This window comes from Levilactobacillus sp. LN180102 (assembly GCF_050106635.1).
In the GTDB taxonomy this organism is placed as follows: domain Bacteria; phylum Bacillota; class Bacilli; order Lactobacillales; family Lactobacillaceae; genus Levilactobacillus; species Levilactobacillus brevis.
This window is the reverse complement of record NZ_JBNIIX010000020.1, coordinates 1-18874: the sequence shown is the minus strand read 5'-3', so window position 1 is coordinate 18874 and position 18874 is coordinate 1. Positions and strand designations below refer to the sequence as shown.

Genomic DNA, 18874 nt, shown 5'->3' with positions numbered 1-18874 from the left:
ACTAATGTCATTAATTACAACGAACTACGCAAAGAACGAACATCAAGGCTATTCCGTATTACCAACAGGTGTTTACGAAATGATTATCAAATCGGCACAGGAAAAGGCAACTCCCAATGGTGCTGAATCTCTACAAATTGATTTGGTCGTACGTAATGATCTTGACGCAGTCCCAGCGCTTGCTAAAACAAATGCTAAGTATCACAACCGACACGTATTTATGGATAACTGGAAGCGTAAAGCTACTCACCAGTACGACTTAGACAGCTTCCAATACATTCTTGAGGCTGTTCAGATTCCCGAAGGAACTCCAATTAACAGCATTCAGGATTTAGTCAATGCTTTGGCTAATAAATCAGCTAAAGTATATGTCAAGAAAACTAAAGATAACTACCAAGGTGAAGAACGAGAAGTGAACCAAGTAGCACCATGGAACTTTAACAAGAGCGATTACCCACAGGTTCAACATGCATGGAAGGAACAATCCAACGGAGAGAATCCGTTTGCTAACAATCAGACCACGTCAGCACCTCAGATTAATGATGATGATTTGCCATTTTAGGAGGATAAACCGTGAATTATGAAAATATACCTAATGAGTTACGGGCCCTGAAGCAATGGGGCTTGTTCCAAAAGATATGGCAACCAGAGCGCAATAAATACACTAAAATACCTCATAACGCGCTCAATGGTGGTGCTGGAAAAAGCAATGACCCAAGTACATGGGTAGACTTTAAAACGGCCTTAGAAGCCCTTAAAACGTATCAAATGGATGGATTAGCTTTCTTCTTTGCTAACGGTTACGTCGGCCTTGATATTGATCATATTGGCGATGAATTAGACAAGTTCCGGTCTGGTGACTATCAGGAAAACACGGTTTCCCAAGCTATCACTATGACAAAGTCATATATGGAAGTCAGCATTTCAGGTTCGGGTATTCATGCGATTTTTAAAGGTAAAATTCCTGGCACTCGCAGGCGTAAAGGCAATGTAGAAATGTACGATTCTGGTCGTTTCTTTGCACTAACTGGCAACACCATTGGGCAGTACCAAAAAGAAGTAAACGTCGTTACCACAGATGTCATGAAGCTGATGTATCACAAGTATTTTGGTGAAGACAATGTGGTTACAATTAATAATCACAATCCAATAAAGCCTAATGATTTGGACATTGATGAAGTCATTAAACGTGCAGAGATGTCTCGTACCGGTGACCGATTCAAGGTATTTATGAACGGTGGATGGGAAGGGTTTTATCCCTCACATTCGGAAGCAGATTTAGCGTTTGCCAATGACTTAGCCTTCTGGACTGGTCGCGATTTTAATAAAATGGATCAAATATTCAGGTCTTCAAATCTGTTTCGGCCGAAGTATGATGAAAAACACGGTAAAACAACTTATGGTGTGGCGTTGCTAAATAAGGCTATCAATGAAGCTCATGAGACATTTGATCCAAAACGTATGCCATTACGTAAATATCAATTTAACTTCGCTAAGGATGAAGATAAGCAAACAGAAACACCTCCAAGAAGTTGGGACGATACAGGTAATGCAGATCGGTTTATGGATACGTTTGGAAAACTTGTTAAATATTCATATATTGATAAATGCTGGTATTGCTACAACGGTGGTTATTGGGAGACAGATAATGAAGGAAAAGTAGCGCAATACGTCGATATGACAGTTGATAACATGCGCAACGAAAAACTTCATGTGTCTGCTGATGTAGACCCTGAAAAAGCCAAAGAAGCTTGGGATAAGTTTTTAAAGAAAACAAGAAGCAACAGTTCAAAAAAAGCTATTCTAAGTGAAGTTCAACATCGGGTGCCAGTTTTACATGGCGAATTTGATCAAGATAAAACGCTGCTGAATACAGCAAATGGCTATGTTGATCTGTCATCAGGGATCTTATATGAACATGACATTAAAAAAATGTTTAGCCAGCAGGCTGACATTGATTATACCGACAACATTGACTGTCCAGAGTGGAGTGAGTTTTTAGATCAGATTTTCGATAATGACCAAGAACTAATTCATTACATTCAAAAGGCTGTTGGATATTCTGCCACTGGTAGTATCAAAGAACAAGTTATGTTCATTCTTTACGGAAACGGTCGAAACGGAAAATCCATATTTATAGATACCATCTCGGATATTTTGGGAACTTATGCTAAGTCAATGCAGGCTGATTCTATCATGGTTCGCCAAAGCAGTTCCGGTGCCAATTCAGATATTGCTCGTTTAGAAAGTGCACGTTTGGTGACTTCTAGTGAACCGAATGAGGGTGTTCGATTAGATGAAGGTCTAGTTAAACAATTAACTGGTGGAGACAAAGTAACAGCAAGGTATTTGTATGGTAAGGAATTTGAGTTTAAACCACAGTTTAAGCTGTGGCTAGCAACTAACCACAAGCCAATCATACGAGGCACAGATGATGGTATCTGGCGGCGATTAATGCTGATCCCGTTCAAGGTTCAAATTCCGACAGATAAAGTTGACAAGGACTTAAAGTATAAGCTTCAACGCGAGTCAATTGGAATCTTAAACTGGATTGTGGAAGGCGCATTAATGTGGCAGAGGGAGGGATTAAACCCGCCAGCTAGTGTGACTAATGCTAGTCGGCAATATCGTGAGGAAATGGATGTCATTAGTTTGTTTGTGAATGATTGTTGTGAAACAGGTGACAGTTATAGAGCTCCGGCTGGCGAGATATTTAAGAAGTATCAAGCATGGGCTAATGACAACTCGGAATACTCTATGAGCAAACAGAAATTTGGTCGGGAAATGCGACAGAAGTTTGAAATGAAAAAGACAATGAACGGAAGATTTTACTTGGGACTAAAAATTAGTCAAGATTCAAGGCTTAATTGGGCCAAGTAACATGACGGATAAACTCAAAACATGTCGGATAAATGACGGATAAAAAAATCTCTCAATCCATTGGTACTACTACTATTATTACTACTTTATTCTTATATGACGGATATATGTATAAAAGTAGTATATAAAAAATAAAAAAATATATATAAGAGAAAGAGTTTATTTTGATTTATCCGTCATATGACAAAAAAATCGGCTAAACGCTTACTGCGTCAATGCATACAGCGATTTAACTATCCGTCATATTATCCGTCATATCGGAGGTGTGACCATTAAATCAGAACATGAGATTCAAAACGAAATTTTACTAGAGTTATCAAAAAGTGGCACAACCGTATGCCGAAGTAATGCTGGAAAAGTTAAAACTAAAGATGGTCGAACAATTGCCCTGTTTCCTAAAGGCTGGCCTGATATTACTGGATTCCGTCATTCGGATGGAAAGATGATATTGATTGAGTGTAAGAATGATCGTGGACGGTTGCGTGAAGACCAGCAGCAGTTTGAAAAGTTTATTAACCAATACCCAGTTCTATATGGCGTTGCACGATCAGTTGAAGATGCGTTAGCAATTGTTGATAAGGAGTAGAAGCTATGTCACCAAACAAGAAAATGGCAGCTGAAATTAGAGATGCTTACGCCAATTATGGCGACAATCCAGATGATTGGCCGGAAAATGTTAAAAAGGAGGTCCGCGGTCAAACTGAGGAACAGCACACAGCTGAAAATAAGATTCTACGTCACCTGATTCTCCACGGATACACCAACAAATATATTTCACAAGAACGGTCCAAGACACCGGATTATATACGGCAATTACGTGGAAGAATGCGAAGACGGGACGAATTGGATTACCAAGCCACATCAGATGAGCTGACACAGTTAAAATATAACGTCAAACACATGAATCGGCCTAACAACCAAGGAGTCGCTAGTGTTATGGGCCGCGACAAAGATTGGGTGCGCTGCATGCGAGAGAAGCTACGGGAGGCAGCCAATGAATAACGCCTTGCTATCATCAGAAAAGAATTATTGGGAAACACCACATGATTTTTTTAAGAAGCTGAATGACAAGTACCATTTTAGCTTTGACCTAGCAGCAAGTCCTGAGAATACCAAATGTGATAACTTTTTCAGCGAGAAAGACAACTCACTTGCTAAGCCATGGAATGAGCTTAAAGGTAATCTATTCTTAAACCCGCCATACGGTAGAGAATTACGAAAATGGGTCAAGAAAGCATATGAGGAAAGTCTCAAAAAACATGACGGTTACATTGTGCTACTTATCCCAGCAAGAACAGACACCAGCTACTGGCATGATTTCATTTTTGGGAAAGCACAAATCAATTTTTTACGTGGACGGCTTAAATTTGAACTGCATGGTGAATCAAAAGATGCGGCACCGTTTCCTTCGGCGCTCGTTATCTATGGAGGCAGACAATGAAGCACGGCGATAAGGTATATTACCACCCACGCCACCACGTAAAGAAGCCTGCTACATGGCTATGCTAGACCACTCGTGGTGATAGGCGGTTAGCGATGATTAAAGTTGAAGGCAGCCACAGGCATATTGAGGTGGCACCAAGTGATGTTGAGATTGGGAGGAAAAATTATGGTACCAAAATTTAGAGCATGGGACGTTCATGAGAAACGAATGCTTAAAGTATATAGACTTAGTTTTGATGGGCCAATTGAAGGTGTTCAGGTTCACTGCTATCTAGATGACAGAGGCGCTGAGGGATCTACAGAATATTCTTATGATGGTGATGGGTTAATTTTAGATCAGTATACCGGCCTGAAAGATGCCAATGGCAAGGAAATCTACGAGATGGACATTTTAGAATATTATTATGTGACACATGGACAAACTTTTTATGATCCTGACACATTAGGCACAGTTGGTGGTGAACCGGGTATAGAAACAACTGTTATCGGAAAGGTTGCCATCTGGCCATCAACTGGAGTTGTGTTAACGAGAATAAAGGCAGAATATCCAGAAGATTTTGATTCAAGCAATTTGGACGTTCCCAAAATGTTACATGTTAACAAACACTTTACGATCATTGGCAACGTACACGAGAACCTAGAACTATTGGAGGCACAGCATGACACACGAACAGATTGAGTATCGCAATTTCGTGATGCAAGGCATGGCAAGCTATGGCGGCGATGTGGCACAGGCGTTAGTGTGGTGTGGCAATCACTTCACCAAGCTGAGTGATAGTCAGCGCAACGCGATTAACAAGTTGTCAGCGAAGGAACGTAACCAGGTTATCCATGAGTTGACAATGGGATAAAATTCTTATTTTATGTAGGAGGTGTAATCCATGAATAAAGATAATCGCCGGAAGGACGAAATTAAGATACCAGAGTTTTTTGTACAGTGGTTAGTGAATGGTGAGGCATTTTATGTTTTTGGCGGGATGAGTAGACGTGAATTTAAATTAATGGTGCTTAAGACTATTGCAACAGAGGCCTATGGTGGAAATGCTACAAATAAATTGGGTGTATGGATTCGTGAATATCCAGAAACAGCTTTGCGTTATGTTTTAGATAGACCACCATTTGGATAAAATTCTTATTTTATGTAGAGGTGAGAATATGGAAATCGGAGAATGCATTTCGTTAAAAACACACTTTAAGGTGATTAAGATTACCGAGCAACTTGGCGATGAAGTTAAAAAAGCCTTTGAAACAGCACGAAAGCAAGATGAAAGCTCATCTGATAGCAATCCCAGAAATACTTGGAAAATGATTTATAAATTCCATGGGATTGTTTGGAACGACGTATTTGGATTTTATTTTTTGGCTAATTATGGAACAGAAAACCAGCGTCGCCAGCAAACTATCATGCTAAATGATCGAATTATTGAAAGCCCATTATTTGATGAACAATTTTTACTGTCAGAAAAGGAGTATCAACGGTATTTCGCAACGGTAATCTAAATAAAATTCTTATTTTATGTAGGAGGACGTATGGATAAAACACGAGACGAAATGAACGGCAACCAACGTATGCTGCTTAGCTATCTGGAGGCACTGATGCCGAAAGACGATGTATTGATGGGACTAGCCGAGTTTCAATCCAAATTAAGCGAGCACAGCGTTCCTAAGGAAGTTTACATTGCTTTGGGTATGCTGAGCAATGCGGAGATTACTAACGTGCTACACGAGCTTACACGGCCATTTTAGGAGGAACAATCATGGATTTAGTGATTGATAATAGCCTAGTTCTAGAGGCAACGTGTTCTGATGATTTAGACGAATATCTTATGAGTGAGGACGTTTGCTGCCAAAAAATATCTGAGAGCAAGCTGAATAGCAGTTTCAACTTGTCGGAAGATGAATCATTGAAATTGTATCACTATATTCGAAAATGTTTGCTGATGGGTTGTGGGGTAGTAATGACAGTATCAGCCAAGAAGGATGGGCATCTGCTGACAAATGGAACGGGGGCATGATGGGTGAAACGATCAACGGTTAGGAAGGTAGAGGATCTATTAAGAGACTATCCAGAAATTGATAAATATATCGAGGATCGAGAAAAAGAACTACGATATCCGATGACTCAGGACGACGAAAACATTGGAGGAGGACGTTCCCAGTCGTTGCGTAACGAACGAACATTAACAATGCTAATCACAATTGATGAGGACCGACGTCTTAACACTTTAAAAAGGCAACGTGAAGTGATTGATGATTGTTTAGATGGTGTCGGCGAAGATACACAGGTGATAATTGGTGAACTGTACTTTCGCAAGCGACCACAATACACGGTTGATGGCTTAGTGGTAAATCATTTGGTCCATTGTAGTCGGCGAAGCGCATATCGACTAAAAAAAGAATTTATATCGGAGTGTGCGAAAAGGTTCGGACTTTATGATTTAGATTAATTTGGCACTATTATGGCACTTTTGACCCCTAGTTTGGGTGTAAATTGATAACATAAGCGATTGATGAAATGGGCGTGCATAGCTCAACGGCAGAGCAAAGAAGATACGGGTTCGACTCCCGTTACACGTATAAGGGCGCAATAACTTAAAGGAGATGGACTCTCCCGTTCATCCAAGGCTATAGCGTCCATCACGTGATTGTAACTGGTGTTTGCCTGCCAGAAGATGGCGGTCTGACTTCCGCGTGTGGTTCGATTCCACACCAATCACATACACGGTCGTCTCTAACGAGGCGGACTTTTAATTTGGAGGAATGGCAATGAGAAACTATCAACGGGACAACTTAATATTCGGCCTGCTGATGGTGCTGCTCATTATCGTGTTGGGAGTGTGGCTGCATGCGACACACTGAGTATGGTTATGTTAGCCCAACAGAGAACCATTGCTATCATGACTTGGAGCGCTGGTTGGCTGATAAGAAGAAACGTGAGCGTCGTGCTAAGCAGCATGGCGCTTTTAATTTACACAAAGGTGGTGGTGACCATGCCAAGAGTAAGACGCTGTAGACAGCCAGGGTGCCATGCCATGGTTAACTTCCCTGATCACTATTGCAAGCAACACTATGAACACGAAGCAGAGTACCTAGCAAGCCGTGAGCGTTGGGCACGTAGCCATGACAAACTTTACACGCACAAATACAATACGGTCACACGTAATCGTGATGACACTAAGCGCCAGCAATACAACTTCTATCGTACACGACAATGGTCACATCTAAGACAACAAGTACTAGAACGTGACCATTACTTGTGTGCTTACTGTAAAGTTAAAGGCGTTATCACACCAGCAAAAACCGTTGATCACGTCGTGCCGATTGAGTTTGACGAAGCACTGAAAGCAAATGTTGATAACCTTGCTGTCATCTGTGGTAAGTGTCACCGACTAAAGACGGATTGGGAACAAGGCTACTATGGCACAGGTCAAGGCAATGAGTTAAGGCAAGTCAACGAAATACATGATGTGCAGTCCGTAGGCGTATTAATGAATGGAGGAACACAGCGTGATTGAACAATGGAAGGATGTAACAGGGTTCATTGGCCGGTATCAAGTTAGCAGCCTTGGAAGAGTACGCTCACTTGATATGCTTATTAATGGCAGAGTTCGTCACGGAAGGATTTTAACAAATAGAAACCGACCGGATGGTTATCAAGATGTGCTACTACATTACAACGGAAAACAGTACCGGCCAAAAGTTCACAGATTAGTGGCCCGAGCATTTGTGGCCAACCCTAATGGATTAGAAGAGATTAACCATAAGGATGAGGATAAAACTAATAATGCTGTAGAAAATTTAGAGTGGTGTACACGAAAATACAACAATGCATACCGCGGTTTGATCTCCAGGCGTGCACCATCCGTAAGCATTCGGGTTAAAGCATTATTTAACGACAAGCAGAAAGAATTTCCATCTGTTAAACGGGCGGCAAAATATTTTGGAATCTCACCAAGTGGAATCTATGACTGTTTGAATAATAAAAAGAAAACGACACACGGAATAAGGTTCCGGCGTGCTTGAATAATTTTTATCCCCCCCGCCCTTCGAGCCAAATCCTAGAGCGCTCACATAACCCTCATCTTGTGACACAAACGTTTTTTGAAATATTTTAGGTAGGGGGGGTCACCCAATAATGAAAGGAGGCAGAGAAAATGAAAAAAGCGGATAAAGACGTCAACAATGGTCAATTAACGCGCACACCGCCAGCTTACTTAGGACGGCAAGCTAAGGTCGTTTGGCGTCGATTAGTGCCTTTTTTAGAGGATAATACCCCAGTTAAGCGCATTGATAGCGGTCTTGTGGAACAATATGCTTCCCAATATGAGATTTACCGCAATGCGTATAAACACATTCAAAAGAACGGTGAAGTCCAAGCAATCTATAAGACGTTGCAAGACCAGACTGGTAAAAAAATCGGTCAGGACTTTACAGGTTATAAGCGTAATCCTATGACACAAATTTACGATTCAGCGGTTAAAAATCTAACGAAGCTAGGCGCTGAATTGGGACTATCTCCTAAGTCACGTAGTGATTTGCTCAAGTTAAACTTAGATGACCACAAGGACGAGCGAAGCATTAGTGATCGCATGAAAGAATTTCTAGGAGGATAAAAAAGACTACTTCTCGAAGGAGGTGATTAATTTGCGCATTGATTTAACCCAAACCCATGATGTTATTGGAGCTTATCAAGCGTTAGATTGTTCAGAAGTCCGCCAGCAATACACTGATCCAGGCACAAAATATGCTTTTGAAGTCCTGGATGAGAAGGTAATTACTGGCTATCTGATTAAGCTAGCGGCTTTTCGCCATATTAGAGACTTGCAACGACAAGGTAGCGTTGAATTCCCGTTTGCTTACTCGGTAAAACGAGTGGATCAAGTACTTAAATTTGCTTCCATCTGTCCGAACGTTGACACAGGCGAACCAACTAAGCTTATGCCGTGGCAGGAATTCATTATGGCTATGCTAATTGGCTGGCGTAATGATGACGGCGGCAAGCGTTTTTCACGGGCTATTGTTTCAGTTGCGCGAGGTTGAATGGTCAAGGTAAGACGTACTTGATGGCAATTATCACCGCCTATAGCTATTTAATTGAATCACTAGGACTATCTAACCAAGATTACTTAGTCTCATCCATTAACTACAAACAAACTAGTAAAATTCTGGGTTACATTAAGTCGATGCTAGCCAAGATTGCAACTATTGAGCCGTTTAAAACACTAATACAGGACAGTGGATTAGATACACGGACGCTGTCCTCACAGGCCGATCAAGTCACGATGAGCAAGACTAATAACAAGCTGCGAGCAATCAGTCATGAAGCCGGTCAGTACGACTCGTTTCATTTCACAACTGCTATTTTTGACGAAATCGGCGAAGTAAAAACACGGCAGAAGATTTCTAAAATTGTTTCGGGCCAAGTTAAGGTGCGTAATAAGCAATTCGTTCAGATTTCAACGGCTTATCCAGATCCAACCGTGCCATTCCATGATGATGAACGCATGATTCAGCAAGCGATGGAACAGGATTACTTGCGTGATGCTGATACGTACTTAGGCCTGATTTGGGCCCAAGACAGCTTAGACGAGACATTTAAGCCGGAGACTTGGGTAAAAAGTAATCCTTTGCTTGATTTGCCAAGTCAATATGAAGTTTTGATGAACGGACTGACAGATAAACGTGATTCTGACGCGTTGTCGGGCACAATTAATGACTTTCAGAACAAGAATCTTAACCTTTGGCTGGAGCAATCAGTGGACAGCTTCCTCAAGTTGCCTGACGTTGAAAAAGCCATTGTGCCATCGTTTAGCTTTGATGAACGTCAAGTCTACATTGGCTTTGACTACTCAATGTTTAGCGATAATACGGCTTTGGCATTTGTGTTTCCTTATCAGGATGCTAAGGGCAAACCGCGATGGTTTATTTACCAGCATAGTTTTATCCCGTGGCAAAAGGCTGGATCGATTGAAGCCAAAGAAAAACAAGATGGCATCAACTATCGTGATTTAGCTCAAAAGGGTTTCTGTACAATCAGCAGCCACCCACAAGGACTGATTAATGACGAACAAGTCTATCAGTGGCTGCTTAACTTCGTGGATCGTCACCGGTTAGAGGTGGTCTTTTTTGGTTATGATGCTTGGGGAGCTACGCCGGCTATCAAACAGTTAGAGCTTAATTCGGGCTGGCCGCTAGAAGCTATTCGTCAACGAACCAGTGAATTGAAAGATCCAACCAAGTTTTTACAAAAGGTGTTTGTTGAAGGGTCAGTTGACCGACTCAATGATCGAATTATGGAAAAGGCGCTACTGAATGCTGAGATTTATGAAGACAAGATCGGCATTCAGGTTGATAAGGCTAAAGCCACGCTAAAAATTGATGTGGTTGATGCGCTGATTGATGCCTTGTTCCAAGCCATGTATCACTTTGAAGACTTTTCAGACGTGAACAATCCTGATAAGCAAGTGGAACGTATGACTAAGGAACAGGTCTTAGAATGGTTTAACAATCCAGAGTCGGGGCTGTTAGGAGATGACATTGATGATTTTTAAACGCTTTTTTGCCATGATTTGGCACTATTTCGACTTGATATGCTTCGTAAGTGCCTTGATTGTGGCGGATTACGGGGCATTTTTATTTGGCAAGCCTTGGGGTGTCATGGCAGTAGCGGTGACACTTTTTGTAATTGGCTGGCTGTCAGAAGTGATTAACACGTCCCAGAATAAAGGAGGTGATTAAAAATGCCAGTTTTCAGACCACCTGAGATTAAGAACCAAGTACAAAGTGTGCCCGTTGAAGATAGTGACATTGTTAATTTCTTAACCCCCAATGGTCAACGTGATTATGTCAGTGCAACGGACGCGTTAAAAAATTCCGATATTTATTCGGTAGTCAGCCAGTTATCTGGTGATTTAGCGACGGTACAGCTTAGTGCCAATATGCCACGAGCACAAGGAATTCTGAACAATCCCAGCAGCACGGCCAATGGTCATGCGTTCTGGCAATCAATGTTTGCCCAGCTACTATTAGGCGGCGAATGTTTTGCGTACCGTTGGCGTAATCCAAATGGCTTAGATATGCGTTGGGAATATTTGCGGCCCAGTCAAGTTGAAACGTACTTGTTGGAAGATGGAAGCGGCCTAACTTATACCGTAACGTTTGATGAAACCCAATTGGGTGTACGGCAATACGTACCACAGGGCGACATGATTCATATTCGTTTAACTGGTATTAATGGCGGGCAAACGGGTATCAGTCCCTTAGAAGCACTAACTAGTGAGCTACAGATTAAGGACGCTTCCAATGACTTAACCTTAGCTGCTTTAGCACGTTCGATAAGCGCGCCTGGTGTGCTATCTATTCAGCATGGCGGCCTGTTGAGTGAAAAAATGAAAGCTAGTCGATCACGTAACTTTATGAGGCAGGTCAATAAGTCAAATGGCGGCCCAGTTGTAATTGATGAGCTGGAAGAATATAAGCCACTTGAAATGAAGGCTGATGTAACTAAGCTTCTAAGCCAGACTGATTGGACCAGCAAGCAGATTGCCAAAGTATTTGGTATCCCGGATAGTTATTTAAACGGTCAAGGCGATCAGCAAAGCAGCATTGACCAGATTAAAGGCATGTACGCCAACGCGCTCAACCGATATATGCAATGTATTATATCGGAGCTAGACAACAAGTTGAACGCGACTATCACCGCCAATTTACGGCCGGCAATTGATCCATTAGGCGATGCCTTTGCTACAACGCTATCTGGATTGGCTAAGGACGGCACAATTGCTAACAATCAGGCTACCTGGGTGCTGCAACAACTAGGATACTTTCCTGCAGATATGCCAGAAGCTATTCAATCAGTGGAAGGAGGTGACAACAACGAAGAAGGTAATGATTAAAGGCGACGTGGTCGACAATGAAACAGCGGCATTCTATCAATTTTTCGGTATGCCAGCGGTATCACCAGCCGGAGTGTCTGATGTGCTAGATAGCGCGGGGCCTAATGACGATGTAGAAGTTGACATTGCGTCTAATGGTGGTGATGTGTTCGCCGCTAGCGAAATCTACACAATGCTAAAAAATTATCAAGGGAATGTCATGGTTAATGTGCAAGGATTAGCAGCTAGCGCTGCAAGTGTGATTGCGATGGCTGGTGACAAAGTCTCTATCTCACCCACAGCACAAATTATGATTCATAAGGCTTGGTCCGGTGTCCAAGGCAACGCGGACGATTTATCACATGAATCGAATGTGCTAGATAGCATTGATCAGTCCATTGTTGCAGCGTATGTTGCTAAGACTGGCATGGCCGCGGAGGATGTGTTGCAATTAATGGCAAACGAGACTTGGATGACGGCACAAGATGCAGTGGATAAAGGCTTTGCTGATGAGATTATGTTTGTCGATGATAAGCAACTTCAATTTACCAACTCAGTTTCAGAAATTCCTTCTAAGGCAGCAATCAACAAATTTATGAATCTGATTTCCAAGTCACAAACCAAACCTACACAACCCAAACCTACACAACCTAAAGAAAGCCAACCTGCTAATGCACTAATGCAAAGCAAGTTGGCTATTTTGATGGGTAAAAATAAAGAGGAGGCCAACTAATGGCTACGAATATTAATGACTTAAACGATGCCTGGATTGCCCAAGGGCAAAAGGTATCAGATCTAAATGACAAGCTTAATGCTGCCGTTTTAGATGATAAATTTAACCAAGAAGAATTCAAAAACATGACTGCAGAACGGGATAACGCGGTTGCTCGTCGTGACGCTTTACACACACAACTGGAAGAAGAACGTAAGGCGCAAGAGGTCGCTAATATGGCTGATAATGATAAGAAACCATTGAACGATCAAGAAGGCAAAATTGAAGATGAGTTCATTAAGAACTTCCAAGGCATGATTAAGGGTGACCCCAAAGTTATGAACTTGATTACATCTTCCACTGATGAATCGGGTAACGCTATTGGACTGACGATCCCTCAAGATATTCAGACAGCGATTAACACGTTAGTTCGTCAATACGATTCTTTGCAACAATACGTTAAGCGAGAAGCTGTTTCAACACCGACCGGGTCACGGGTTTGGGAAAAGTGGACGGACGTTACGCCATTGGCTGACTTAGATGATGAAACGGCTAAAATCGGTGACAATGATGATCCACACTTGACGCTTATCAAGTACGCTATTCATCGTTACGCCGGAATTAGCACGGTGACGAACTCCTTATTAAAGGATACAGCGGACAACATCATGGCTTGGCTATCACAATGGATTGCTAAGAAAGTTGTTGTTACTCGCAACGCTAAAATCATTGCTGCTATGAACAACGCACCTAAAAAGCCAACCTTAGCTAAGTTTGATGACATCATTACGATGATCAACACGGCCGTTGATCCAGCTATCAAGTCTACTTCATTATTAATGACGAACACGTCCGGGTTTAACGTGCTGTCAGAAGTTAAGGATGCTATGGGAAATTACCTATTGCAACCAGATCCAACCCAACCTGATCAGTATTTAATTCGTGGTAAGCGGATTGTAGTGATTGCTGACAAGTGGTTACCAAATGCTGGGACGGCAGCGGCGCCAGTTTATCCATTGTATTACGGTGATCTATCACAAGCGGTTACTTTGTTTGACCGCGAAAACATGTCCTTGCTGACGACAAACATCGGTGGTGGAGCCTTTGAAACCGATCAAACTAAGATTCGTGTGATTGATCGGTTTGATGTGGAACCAACGGATACCGAAGCTTTTGTTGCGGGTTCGTTTGCGGCGATTGCTGACCAACCAGCGAACTTTGCAGCTAGTCCTGCGAGTAAGTAAACCGGCGGTCAACTCAACGGAGACAACTCCGACTAAGACATCTTAGGAGGTGGCTAAATGCCAACACTAGATGACCTAAAACTATCGCTACGCCTAGATGGTGATGCCGATGATCAACTTCTGACCGGATATTTAAATACTGCAAAAAGCTATATCACACAAGCAGTTGGCACGGAATCAGACAGCTTCTATGATGATGCCAGTGTGATTGATTTGTTTAATACAGCTGTGCTGGCATTGGCCTCAGCCTACTATAATTACCGTAGCTCATTGGTTCCGACCACGGCAATTAGTATTAATTTACCGGTTGATTCGATCATTGGGCAACTGAGAGGGCTCTATGATCTGAAAATGGAGGCGATCACTGATGACCAAAGCGATTAATCCTTCACGAATGACGTTCCGCATCGCCTTTGGCCATGATGCTGATACTGGCGAGGTTAATCCGAATACTGGCACGCCAATTCAACAATTTTCAGCAGATTTCAGCTGTTGGGCGGGCCAGTGGTCGTTGAATGTGCAACAGCAATTAACCATAGCCGGAGCTGGGATCACTAATGCAGTGGTCTTTTTTATTCGCCATAATCCGGCCGTTAACGAGACGCTGCAAGTTCAGTGCGGATCTGATCTGTACAAGATTGACAGTATTTCGGCGGATGACGGCTTACAAAATGAGGGCTTTGATTTAATCACGTGCCATCGGGTGGTGACCAAGCATGGCTAGTCATATTAGCAATGAAACATCTTTTGACCACTTGCTAGACGATCTTGCAGATGGGTTTGGGCGTGAAGAACGGTTTCAAGCCAACAAAGCTGGGGCAAAAAAATTCGCCCAAATTATGAAGCCCAAAGTTCCTTATCGATTTAATTTGCGTAAGGGAGAAACAGCCCATCTGCGCGATTCCCTGATTAATGTGGAACATGCGAATGGGTCGGTCGATGTTGGTTTTACTAAGAAAAGCATGAAGGGTTACGTGGCTAGAATCATCAATGATGGTTGGATTCCGAAGCCACCAGGCGGCCGTGCTAAGCAATCAAATTATGATCCGGTAGCTGGAAAGCATTTTTGGGAAGCAACGCAACGTGAAGCTAAAGGAGAAGTTGGCAAGGCTGTAGCTGCTTCGTTAAAAGCAACAATGGATAAGAAGGTGCATAGCCAGTGACGTTAGCCAGTGAGATTCGTCAGGTAATTGTTAATTCTATTGAAAAGCTACCAAACGTTAGTAGTGACCAGATTCATACATTCGGAATTAAAGCCAATGATTGGACGGACGATAAGCCCGTCTTTTTAATTACAGAAATTTCAAACAATGAATCTGGATATGGCGATAATGAGGCTACTTATCTACAGCAGCAAGCTCAGGTGCAGATTTACTATCCAAAAGATTATTCCGGTGATATGGACGACTTAGAAAATCAGCTAAAACAAGTAATGCGTTCAGATCATTATTACTGCTTTGGCAATAATGGTCATATTTTGACCCCAGATGATGGTCAATTGATGGCAACTTTAAAATTCAATCACAAAAAATAAAGGAGAGATATTTAACATGGCAAAAGCAAAAGACGGCGGGTATGTAGGTGTTTCCTATGCTCGCTTTGCATTATTAGATGCTACGACTGGCAAAGCGTTAACTTCTGGGATTCCAGGTGCTGATGCTAATGGCATTTACAAGGTTACAACGTCCCAAGATGGTGGTGTTTCTAGTGCAGCACTATCTGGGCTGGCACCATCTGTGACCCGTATTTGGGGGAACAACTCTGTTGCCGATATTTCAGTCGGCAAGGCTCAACCAAGTGTTGCATTGACAATTAACTTCTTAGCTCATGATGTGCTGGCAGCTATTTTGGGACGGGAAGCTGATGGCAAAGGTGGTTACGATCTTGAAGGTCACCCAGTCGATGTAGCGGTAGAAATCGTTTCAGAAACAGTTGCTGGTGGTGGTATTCACTTTGGATTCTACGACGGATACGTCACCGCTGGTGATTTATCACTAGGGACTAACAACGAAAACGAAACACGAGTCAACGATGCACTCACTTTCACGCCATTTGCTAATGACGACAATCATGTTGGCAAAATTTACTACGATGGTGAGACTGGATTTGATCAAAGTGTTATTGATAAAGAAATTTTTGGTGTAACACCGGCGAGTAGCCCAACCAACGGTTAATTCAGTTAGCACGGATTCAAGCCATGTAACTGTTAATGCTAAGTAACTAAATAGTAGTCGCCTAAGAAAGCTAACAATACCGAATGGGGCGGCTTTTTTATTATGAAAGGAAATATTTATGATTGAATACATTGAATTTTCAGCTCCTGAAATCGGACTAAACGAAACGAAAAAAATCAAGCCTAGCAATCGTAATATGCGCAAGATTTGGAACTTACAACTCATTCAAGCCAAAGCGTTTTCAAGCGAAGGCAAAGAGCTACAAACGTTTGATGATTTGCAAAAAGAACATGATCAAGCAATCGAATTATTAGATAAGACAGAAGAATTTTTGACAACCACTTTAGGCCTTAACAAAAAGCAACAAGATCGATTAGAAGATTTAACCAATGATGAAATTGGCGAGCTCTCAGGTCGTTTGCAATATGCTTTGTCGGACATTAACCCGAATGCAGAAGATACAGACAAGGAGGACGAACCGGACCCAAAATCAGACGGCGAAAACGCATCCGAGAGTTAGAAAATCAAATTGAAGACTTTGATTACTATGCGCAGCAACTGATGATCAATAAGGGAATGTCCCCTGATGAGTTCGACGATGCTAATTTCCATCGGATGCAAGAAATTCTTCAAGCTCGCGATCCTGACGAACGGCCAGAAGACCCAATGGAAATGCTTAAGAGGTTAGGAATCACCCCAGGAAACATGTAGGAAAGGAGGAGCAATGGTGGAAGAAATTCAGGGATATAAGTTTGGCATCGATCTTGATGACGGCGGTATGACACGCTCCCTAAAGGAGATACGTAACGAAGCCAAGCTATTAAAGACGGCTATGAAGTCTAACTTTACTGAAATAAAGTCAGGCGGTGATGCCATGAAGGCTTATGCCGGCAAAGTGGCTGATGCGAAACGGGCCATCTCCGGTCAAGAGGCAGTTATTAAAAAACTGCGAGAGCAACAAAAGGGCCTAGATATGGACACCGAAAAGGGACGTTCAGCCTATGTGCGCTATGAGAATCAGATTAAGCGAGCAAAAACTGAGATTAGCAATTTGTCGGCGCAACAGGAACGCGCTAAGAAATCTGCTGAACTTTTTAAATCTGGTGTTCTTGACGTTCAACGTAGTACCCAATTGGCAACGCAAGCCAGCAAAGCATTTGTAGAACGACTACAGGCCGAAGGGCGTACGGCTGACGCAGTTACCGCTAAGCATAAGGGACTACAAGAATCTTATTCTGGCATGAACAAACAGCTGGCTATCGAAAAGCAACGGCTTAATCAGGTGGCGGAAGCTAGCGGAAAAAGCTCTGATGAGTACCGCAAGCAGTCCATTCGGGTCAATGAACTAGGCACTAAGCTGGCTCACACTAAGACGGAGCTAGCCGATGTTCGGCGCCAAGATAACGCACTTCATCCGACAGGAATTAACCGGTTGATTGCTGCTACTGATCGTGCTAACCATAAGACAGAAAAAGCTGACCATTTGTTTGGCAAGATATTCGGAGCACACTTATTGGCTAGCGGTGTCATTAACGCATGGCAATCATTGACTAATCATATTAGTGATGCCGTTAAAGCGGGTGCTGATTACGAAAAAGAACAGCAAAAAATGCAGGCCACTTGGCTAACCTTGACGGGGACAGCAAAAAAATCTGATTCGATGGTTAAAACAATCAATGAATTGTCAGTCAAGACAGGTCAGGCCGTGGACGTTGTTAATGAGTTAGAACAAGGGTTCTATCATTTGCATTCCAGCAAAAAAGAATCTGATGAGCTAACTAAATCGATGTTAAACATGTCTGATGCCGTTGGATTGAACAGTCAGCAAATTCAAGCAGTTACACAAGACATGGTCAACGGTTTATCCCGTGGTAAGGCTAATGCCGGTATGCTTAACCAAATTAGCCAATATTTCCCGATGTTCCGGGAACAATTGGCAAAGTATGAAACAGAAGTTCATCACGGAAAGAAAGTCACTGTAGCAGATTTAGCTGCCATGGCAAAGTCCGGTAAAATTTCAGCTAATGACATTGAAAAAACATTCAATCAATTAGGATCTGGAAAGTATGATAAAGCTGCGGACAATATGCTTAAAACGATGGTGGGCATGGAACGAACTATCAAAGCACGTGTTCCCGCGTTATTAGGTGATATGGAGAAACCAATTATGACGGCCAAGAATCCGTTATATGCGGCGGTGGCTAAATGGGTTTCTGATCCGCGAACGGACAAAGAATTCACTAAAGTGGGTCGGTCTGCTAGCCAAGGAATCAACACGATTACAAAGGCATTTGCACAAGCGTTCGGTATTAAATCAGCCCCGCAAGCTATGAATCGTGCGATGAACTCATTGGCTAAGGGAGTTACTGATGCCTCAAAGTCAATTGCCAAAAATGCTCCTGAAATCAAAGATTTATTGGTAACTGGTAGATTGCAAATTTAATCCGAATTTTTGGACAAATTTGTCAGCATAACCTGATACGGTGTTTGCCAGTCGAGTATTTTAAGCGGTCGCTGGTTAATTTGGAGTAACGTCGTCGTTAAATC

General features: G+C 42.4%; 27 protein-coding genes, 1 tRNA gene and 2 pseudogenes. 29 read left to right on the top strand and 1 reads right to left on the bottom strand.

The annotated features are described in order from the left end of the window. Nucleotides 1–4: 4 nt before the first annotated feature. The 29 genes and pseudogenes from ACP4IT_RS10850 to ACP4IT_RS10710 all read left to right on the top strand — a co-directional run bounded on the left by ACP4IT_RS10850 (nucleotide 5) and on the right by ACP4IT_RS10710 (nucleotide 18770). Nucleotides 5–562 (top strand): DUF669 domain-containing protein, encoded by a 558-nt coding sequence (locus ACP4IT_RS10850; protein WP_426855679.1) that lies wholly within the window; start codon nucleotides 5–7, stop codon nucleotides 560–562. An 11-nt stretch (nucleotides 563–573) separates the two neighbouring features. Then, nucleotides 574–2880 carry a phage/plasmid primase, P4 family gene (locus ACP4IT_RS10845; protein ID WP_426855677.1) on the top strand — a complete coding sequence of 769 codons (2307 nt, stop codon included), beginning with the start codon at nucleotides 574–576 and terminating at the stop codon, nucleotides 2878–2880. A gap of 271 nt (nucleotides 2881–3151) precedes the next feature. After that, a complete protein-coding gene (locus tag ACP4IT_RS10840) occupies nucleotides 3152–3466 on the top strand; it encodes a VRR-NUC domain-containing protein (RefSeq protein WP_426855719.1) in 315 nt (104 codons plus the stop codon). Nucleotides 3467–3471: 5 nt separating this feature from the next. Further along, nucleotides 3472–3882 (top strand): hypothetical protein, encoded by a 411-nt coding sequence (locus ACP4IT_RS10835; RefSeq protein WP_426855675.1) that lies wholly within the window; start codon nucleotides 3472–3474, stop codon nucleotides 3880–3882. After that, nucleotides 3875–4321 (top strand): DNA N-6-adenine-methyltransferase, encoded by a 447-nt coding sequence (locus ACP4IT_RS10830; RefSeq protein WP_426855673.1) that lies wholly within the window; start codon nucleotides 3875–3877, stop codon nucleotides 4319–4321. The genes ACP4IT_RS10835 and ACP4IT_RS10830 overlap by 8 nt, the downstream gene beginning before the upstream one ends. Nucleotides 4322–4489: 168 nt before the next feature. Further along, on the top strand, nucleotides 4490–5002 hold the full coding sequence (locus ACP4IT_RS10825; RefSeq protein WP_426855671.1) for a YopX family protein: 513 nt from the start codon (nucleotides 4490–4492) through the stop codon (nucleotides 5000–5002). Continuing rightward, on the top strand, nucleotides 4983–5174 hold the full coding sequence (locus tag ACP4IT_RS10820) for a hypothetical protein (protein ID WP_426855670.1): 192 nt from the start codon (nucleotides 4983–4985) through the stop codon (nucleotides 5172–5174). The genes ACP4IT_RS10825 and ACP4IT_RS10820 overlap by 20 nt, the downstream gene beginning before the upstream one ends. 30 nt (nucleotides 5175–5204) lie before the next feature. Beyond that, nucleotides 5205–5450: a hypothetical protein gene (locus tag ACP4IT_RS10815; protein WP_426855669.1), complete on the top strand. Its 246-nt coding sequence runs from the start codon at nucleotides 5205–5207 to the stop codon at nucleotides 5448–5450. 28 nt (nucleotides 5451–5478) lie between these two features. Next, nucleotides 5479–5823 carry a hypothetical protein gene (locus tag ACP4IT_RS10810; protein WP_426855667.1) on the top strand — a complete coding sequence of 115 codons (345 nt, stop codon included), beginning with the start codon at nucleotides 5479–5481 and terminating at the stop codon, nucleotides 5821–5823. Nucleotides 5824–5853: 30 nt separating this feature from the next. Further along, nucleotides 5854–6069, top strand: coding sequence for a hypothetical protein (locus ACP4IT_RS10805; RefSeq protein WP_426855666.1), 216 nt, complete (start codon nucleotides 5854–5856; stop codon nucleotides 6067–6069). An 11-nt stretch (nucleotides 6070–6080) separates the two neighbouring features. Continuing rightward, nucleotides 6081–6338, top strand: a complete 258-nt coding sequence (locus ACP4IT_RS10800; protein ID WP_426855665.1) for a hypothetical protein — start codon at nucleotides 6081–6083, stop codon at nucleotides 6336–6338. A 3-nt stretch (nucleotides 6339–6341) separates the two neighbouring features. Further along, nucleotides 6342–6770, top strand: coding sequence for a transcriptional regulator (locus ACP4IT_RS10795; RefSeq protein WP_426855664.1), 429 nt, complete (start codon nucleotides 6342–6344; stop codon nucleotides 6768–6770). Between the two features lie 72 nt (nucleotides 6771–6842). Further along, nucleotides 6843–6900 (top strand) — tRNA-Ser (locus tag ACP4IT_RS10790). Nucleotides 6901–7168: 268 nt separating this feature from the next. Continuing rightward, nucleotides 7169–7336 carry a hypothetical protein gene (locus tag ACP4IT_RS10785; protein ID WP_426855662.1) on the top strand — a complete coding sequence of 56 codons (168 nt, stop codon included), beginning with the start codon at nucleotides 7169–7171 and terminating at the stop codon, nucleotides 7334–7336. Further along, the gene (locus ACP4IT_RS10780; RefSeq protein WP_426855660.1) at nucleotides 7314–7838 is read left to right on the top strand and encodes an HNH endonuclease; all 525 of its coding nucleotides are present in this window, start codon (nucleotides 7314–7316) and stop codon (nucleotides 7836–7838) included. The genes ACP4IT_RS10785 and ACP4IT_RS10780 overlap by 23 nt, the downstream gene beginning before the upstream one ends. Next, nucleotides 7831–8346, top strand: coding sequence for an NUMOD4 domain-containing protein (locus ACP4IT_RS10775; RefSeq protein WP_426855658.1), 516 nt, complete (start codon nucleotides 7831–7833; stop codon nucleotides 8344–8346). The genes ACP4IT_RS10780 and ACP4IT_RS10775 overlap by 8 nt, the downstream gene beginning before the upstream one ends. Before the next feature lie 131 nt (nucleotides 8347–8477). Next, nucleotides 8478–8936 (top strand): phage terminase small subunit P27 family, encoded by a 459-nt coding sequence (locus tag ACP4IT_RS10770; RefSeq protein WP_426855657.1) that lies wholly within the window; start codon nucleotides 8478–8480, stop codon nucleotides 8934–8936. Between the two features lie 31 nt (nucleotides 8937–8967). Next, nucleotides 8968–10874, top strand: a pseudogene (locus ACP4IT_RS10765) (terminase large subunit). Then, nucleotides 10864–11061: a DUF1056 family protein gene (locus ACP4IT_RS10760; RefSeq protein WP_426855656.1), complete on the top strand. Its 198-nt coding sequence runs from the start codon at nucleotides 10864–10866 to the stop codon at nucleotides 11059–11061. The pseudogene ACP4IT_RS10765 and the gene ACP4IT_RS10760 overlap by 11 nt, the downstream one beginning before the upstream one ends. A 2-nt stretch (nucleotides 11062–11063) precedes the next feature. Beyond that, entirely contained in the window at nucleotides 11064–12218 is a 1155-nt protein-coding gene (locus ACP4IT_RS10755; protein ID WP_259030851.1) for a phage portal protein, read from the top strand. After that, complete coding sequence (locus ACP4IT_RS10750) at nucleotides 12211–12930, top strand: head maturation protease, ClpP-related (protein WP_426855717.1); 720 nt, start codon at nucleotides 12211–12213, stop codon at nucleotides 12928–12930. The genes ACP4IT_RS10755 and ACP4IT_RS10750 overlap by 8 nt, the downstream gene beginning before the upstream one ends. Continuing rightward, nucleotides 12930–14153, top strand: a complete 1224-nt coding sequence (locus tag ACP4IT_RS10745) for a phage major capsid protein (protein ID WP_426855654.1) — start codon at nucleotides 12930–12932, stop codon at nucleotides 14151–14153. The genes ACP4IT_RS10750 and ACP4IT_RS10745 overlap by 1 nt, the downstream gene beginning before the upstream one ends. 57 nt (nucleotides 14154–14210) lie before the next feature. After that, entirely contained in the window at nucleotides 14211–14537 is a 327-nt protein-coding gene (locus tag ACP4IT_RS10740) for a head-tail connector protein (RefSeq protein WP_426855653.1), read from the top strand. Beyond that, on the top strand, nucleotides 14521–14877 hold the full coding sequence (locus ACP4IT_RS10735) for a phage head closure protein (protein ID WP_267925719.1): 357 nt from the start codon (nucleotides 14521–14523) through the stop codon (nucleotides 14875–14877). The genes ACP4IT_RS10740 and ACP4IT_RS10735 overlap by 17 nt, the downstream gene beginning before the upstream one ends. Further along, complete coding sequence (locus tag ACP4IT_RS10730) at nucleotides 14870–15316, top strand: hypothetical protein (protein WP_054734132.1); 447 nt, start codon at nucleotides 14870–14872, stop codon at nucleotides 15314–15316. Before ACP4IT_RS10735 ends, ACP4IT_RS10730 begins: the two co-directional genes overlap by 8 nt. After that, the gene (locus ACP4IT_RS10725) at nucleotides 15313–15687 is read left to right on the top strand and encodes a DUF806 family protein (RefSeq protein ID WP_426855650.1); all 375 of its coding nucleotides are present in this window, start codon (nucleotides 15313–15315) and stop codon (nucleotides 15685–15687) included. Before ACP4IT_RS10730 ends, ACP4IT_RS10725 begins: the two co-directional genes overlap by 4 nt. A 16-nt stretch (nucleotides 15688–15703) precedes the next feature. Beyond that, nucleotides 15704–16327 (top strand): phage tail protein, encoded by a 624-nt coding sequence (locus ACP4IT_RS10720; protein ID WP_426855649.1) that lies wholly within the window; start codon nucleotides 15704–15706, stop codon nucleotides 16325–16327. Nucleotides 16328–16445: 118 nt separating this feature from the next. Continuing rightward, nucleotides 16446–16847: a phage tail tube assembly chaperone gene (locus ACP4IT_RS10715; RefSeq protein WP_426855648.1), complete on the top strand. Its 402-nt coding sequence runs from the start codon at nucleotides 16446–16448 to the stop codon at nucleotides 16845–16847. Nucleotides 16848–17105: 258 nt separating this feature from the next. Beyond that, entirely contained in the window at nucleotides 17106–18770 is a 1665-nt protein-coding gene (locus ACP4IT_RS10710) for a tape measure protein (RefSeq protein WP_426855715.1), read from the top strand. Here ACP4IT_RS10710 and ACP4IT_RS10705 read toward each other — a convergent pair. Next, a pseudogene (locus ACP4IT_RS10705) lies at nucleotides 18767–18874 on the bottom strand (IS30 family transposase); the annotation flags it as partial. The gene ACP4IT_RS10710 and the pseudogene ACP4IT_RS10705 sit on opposite strands and share 4 nt — an antisense overlap.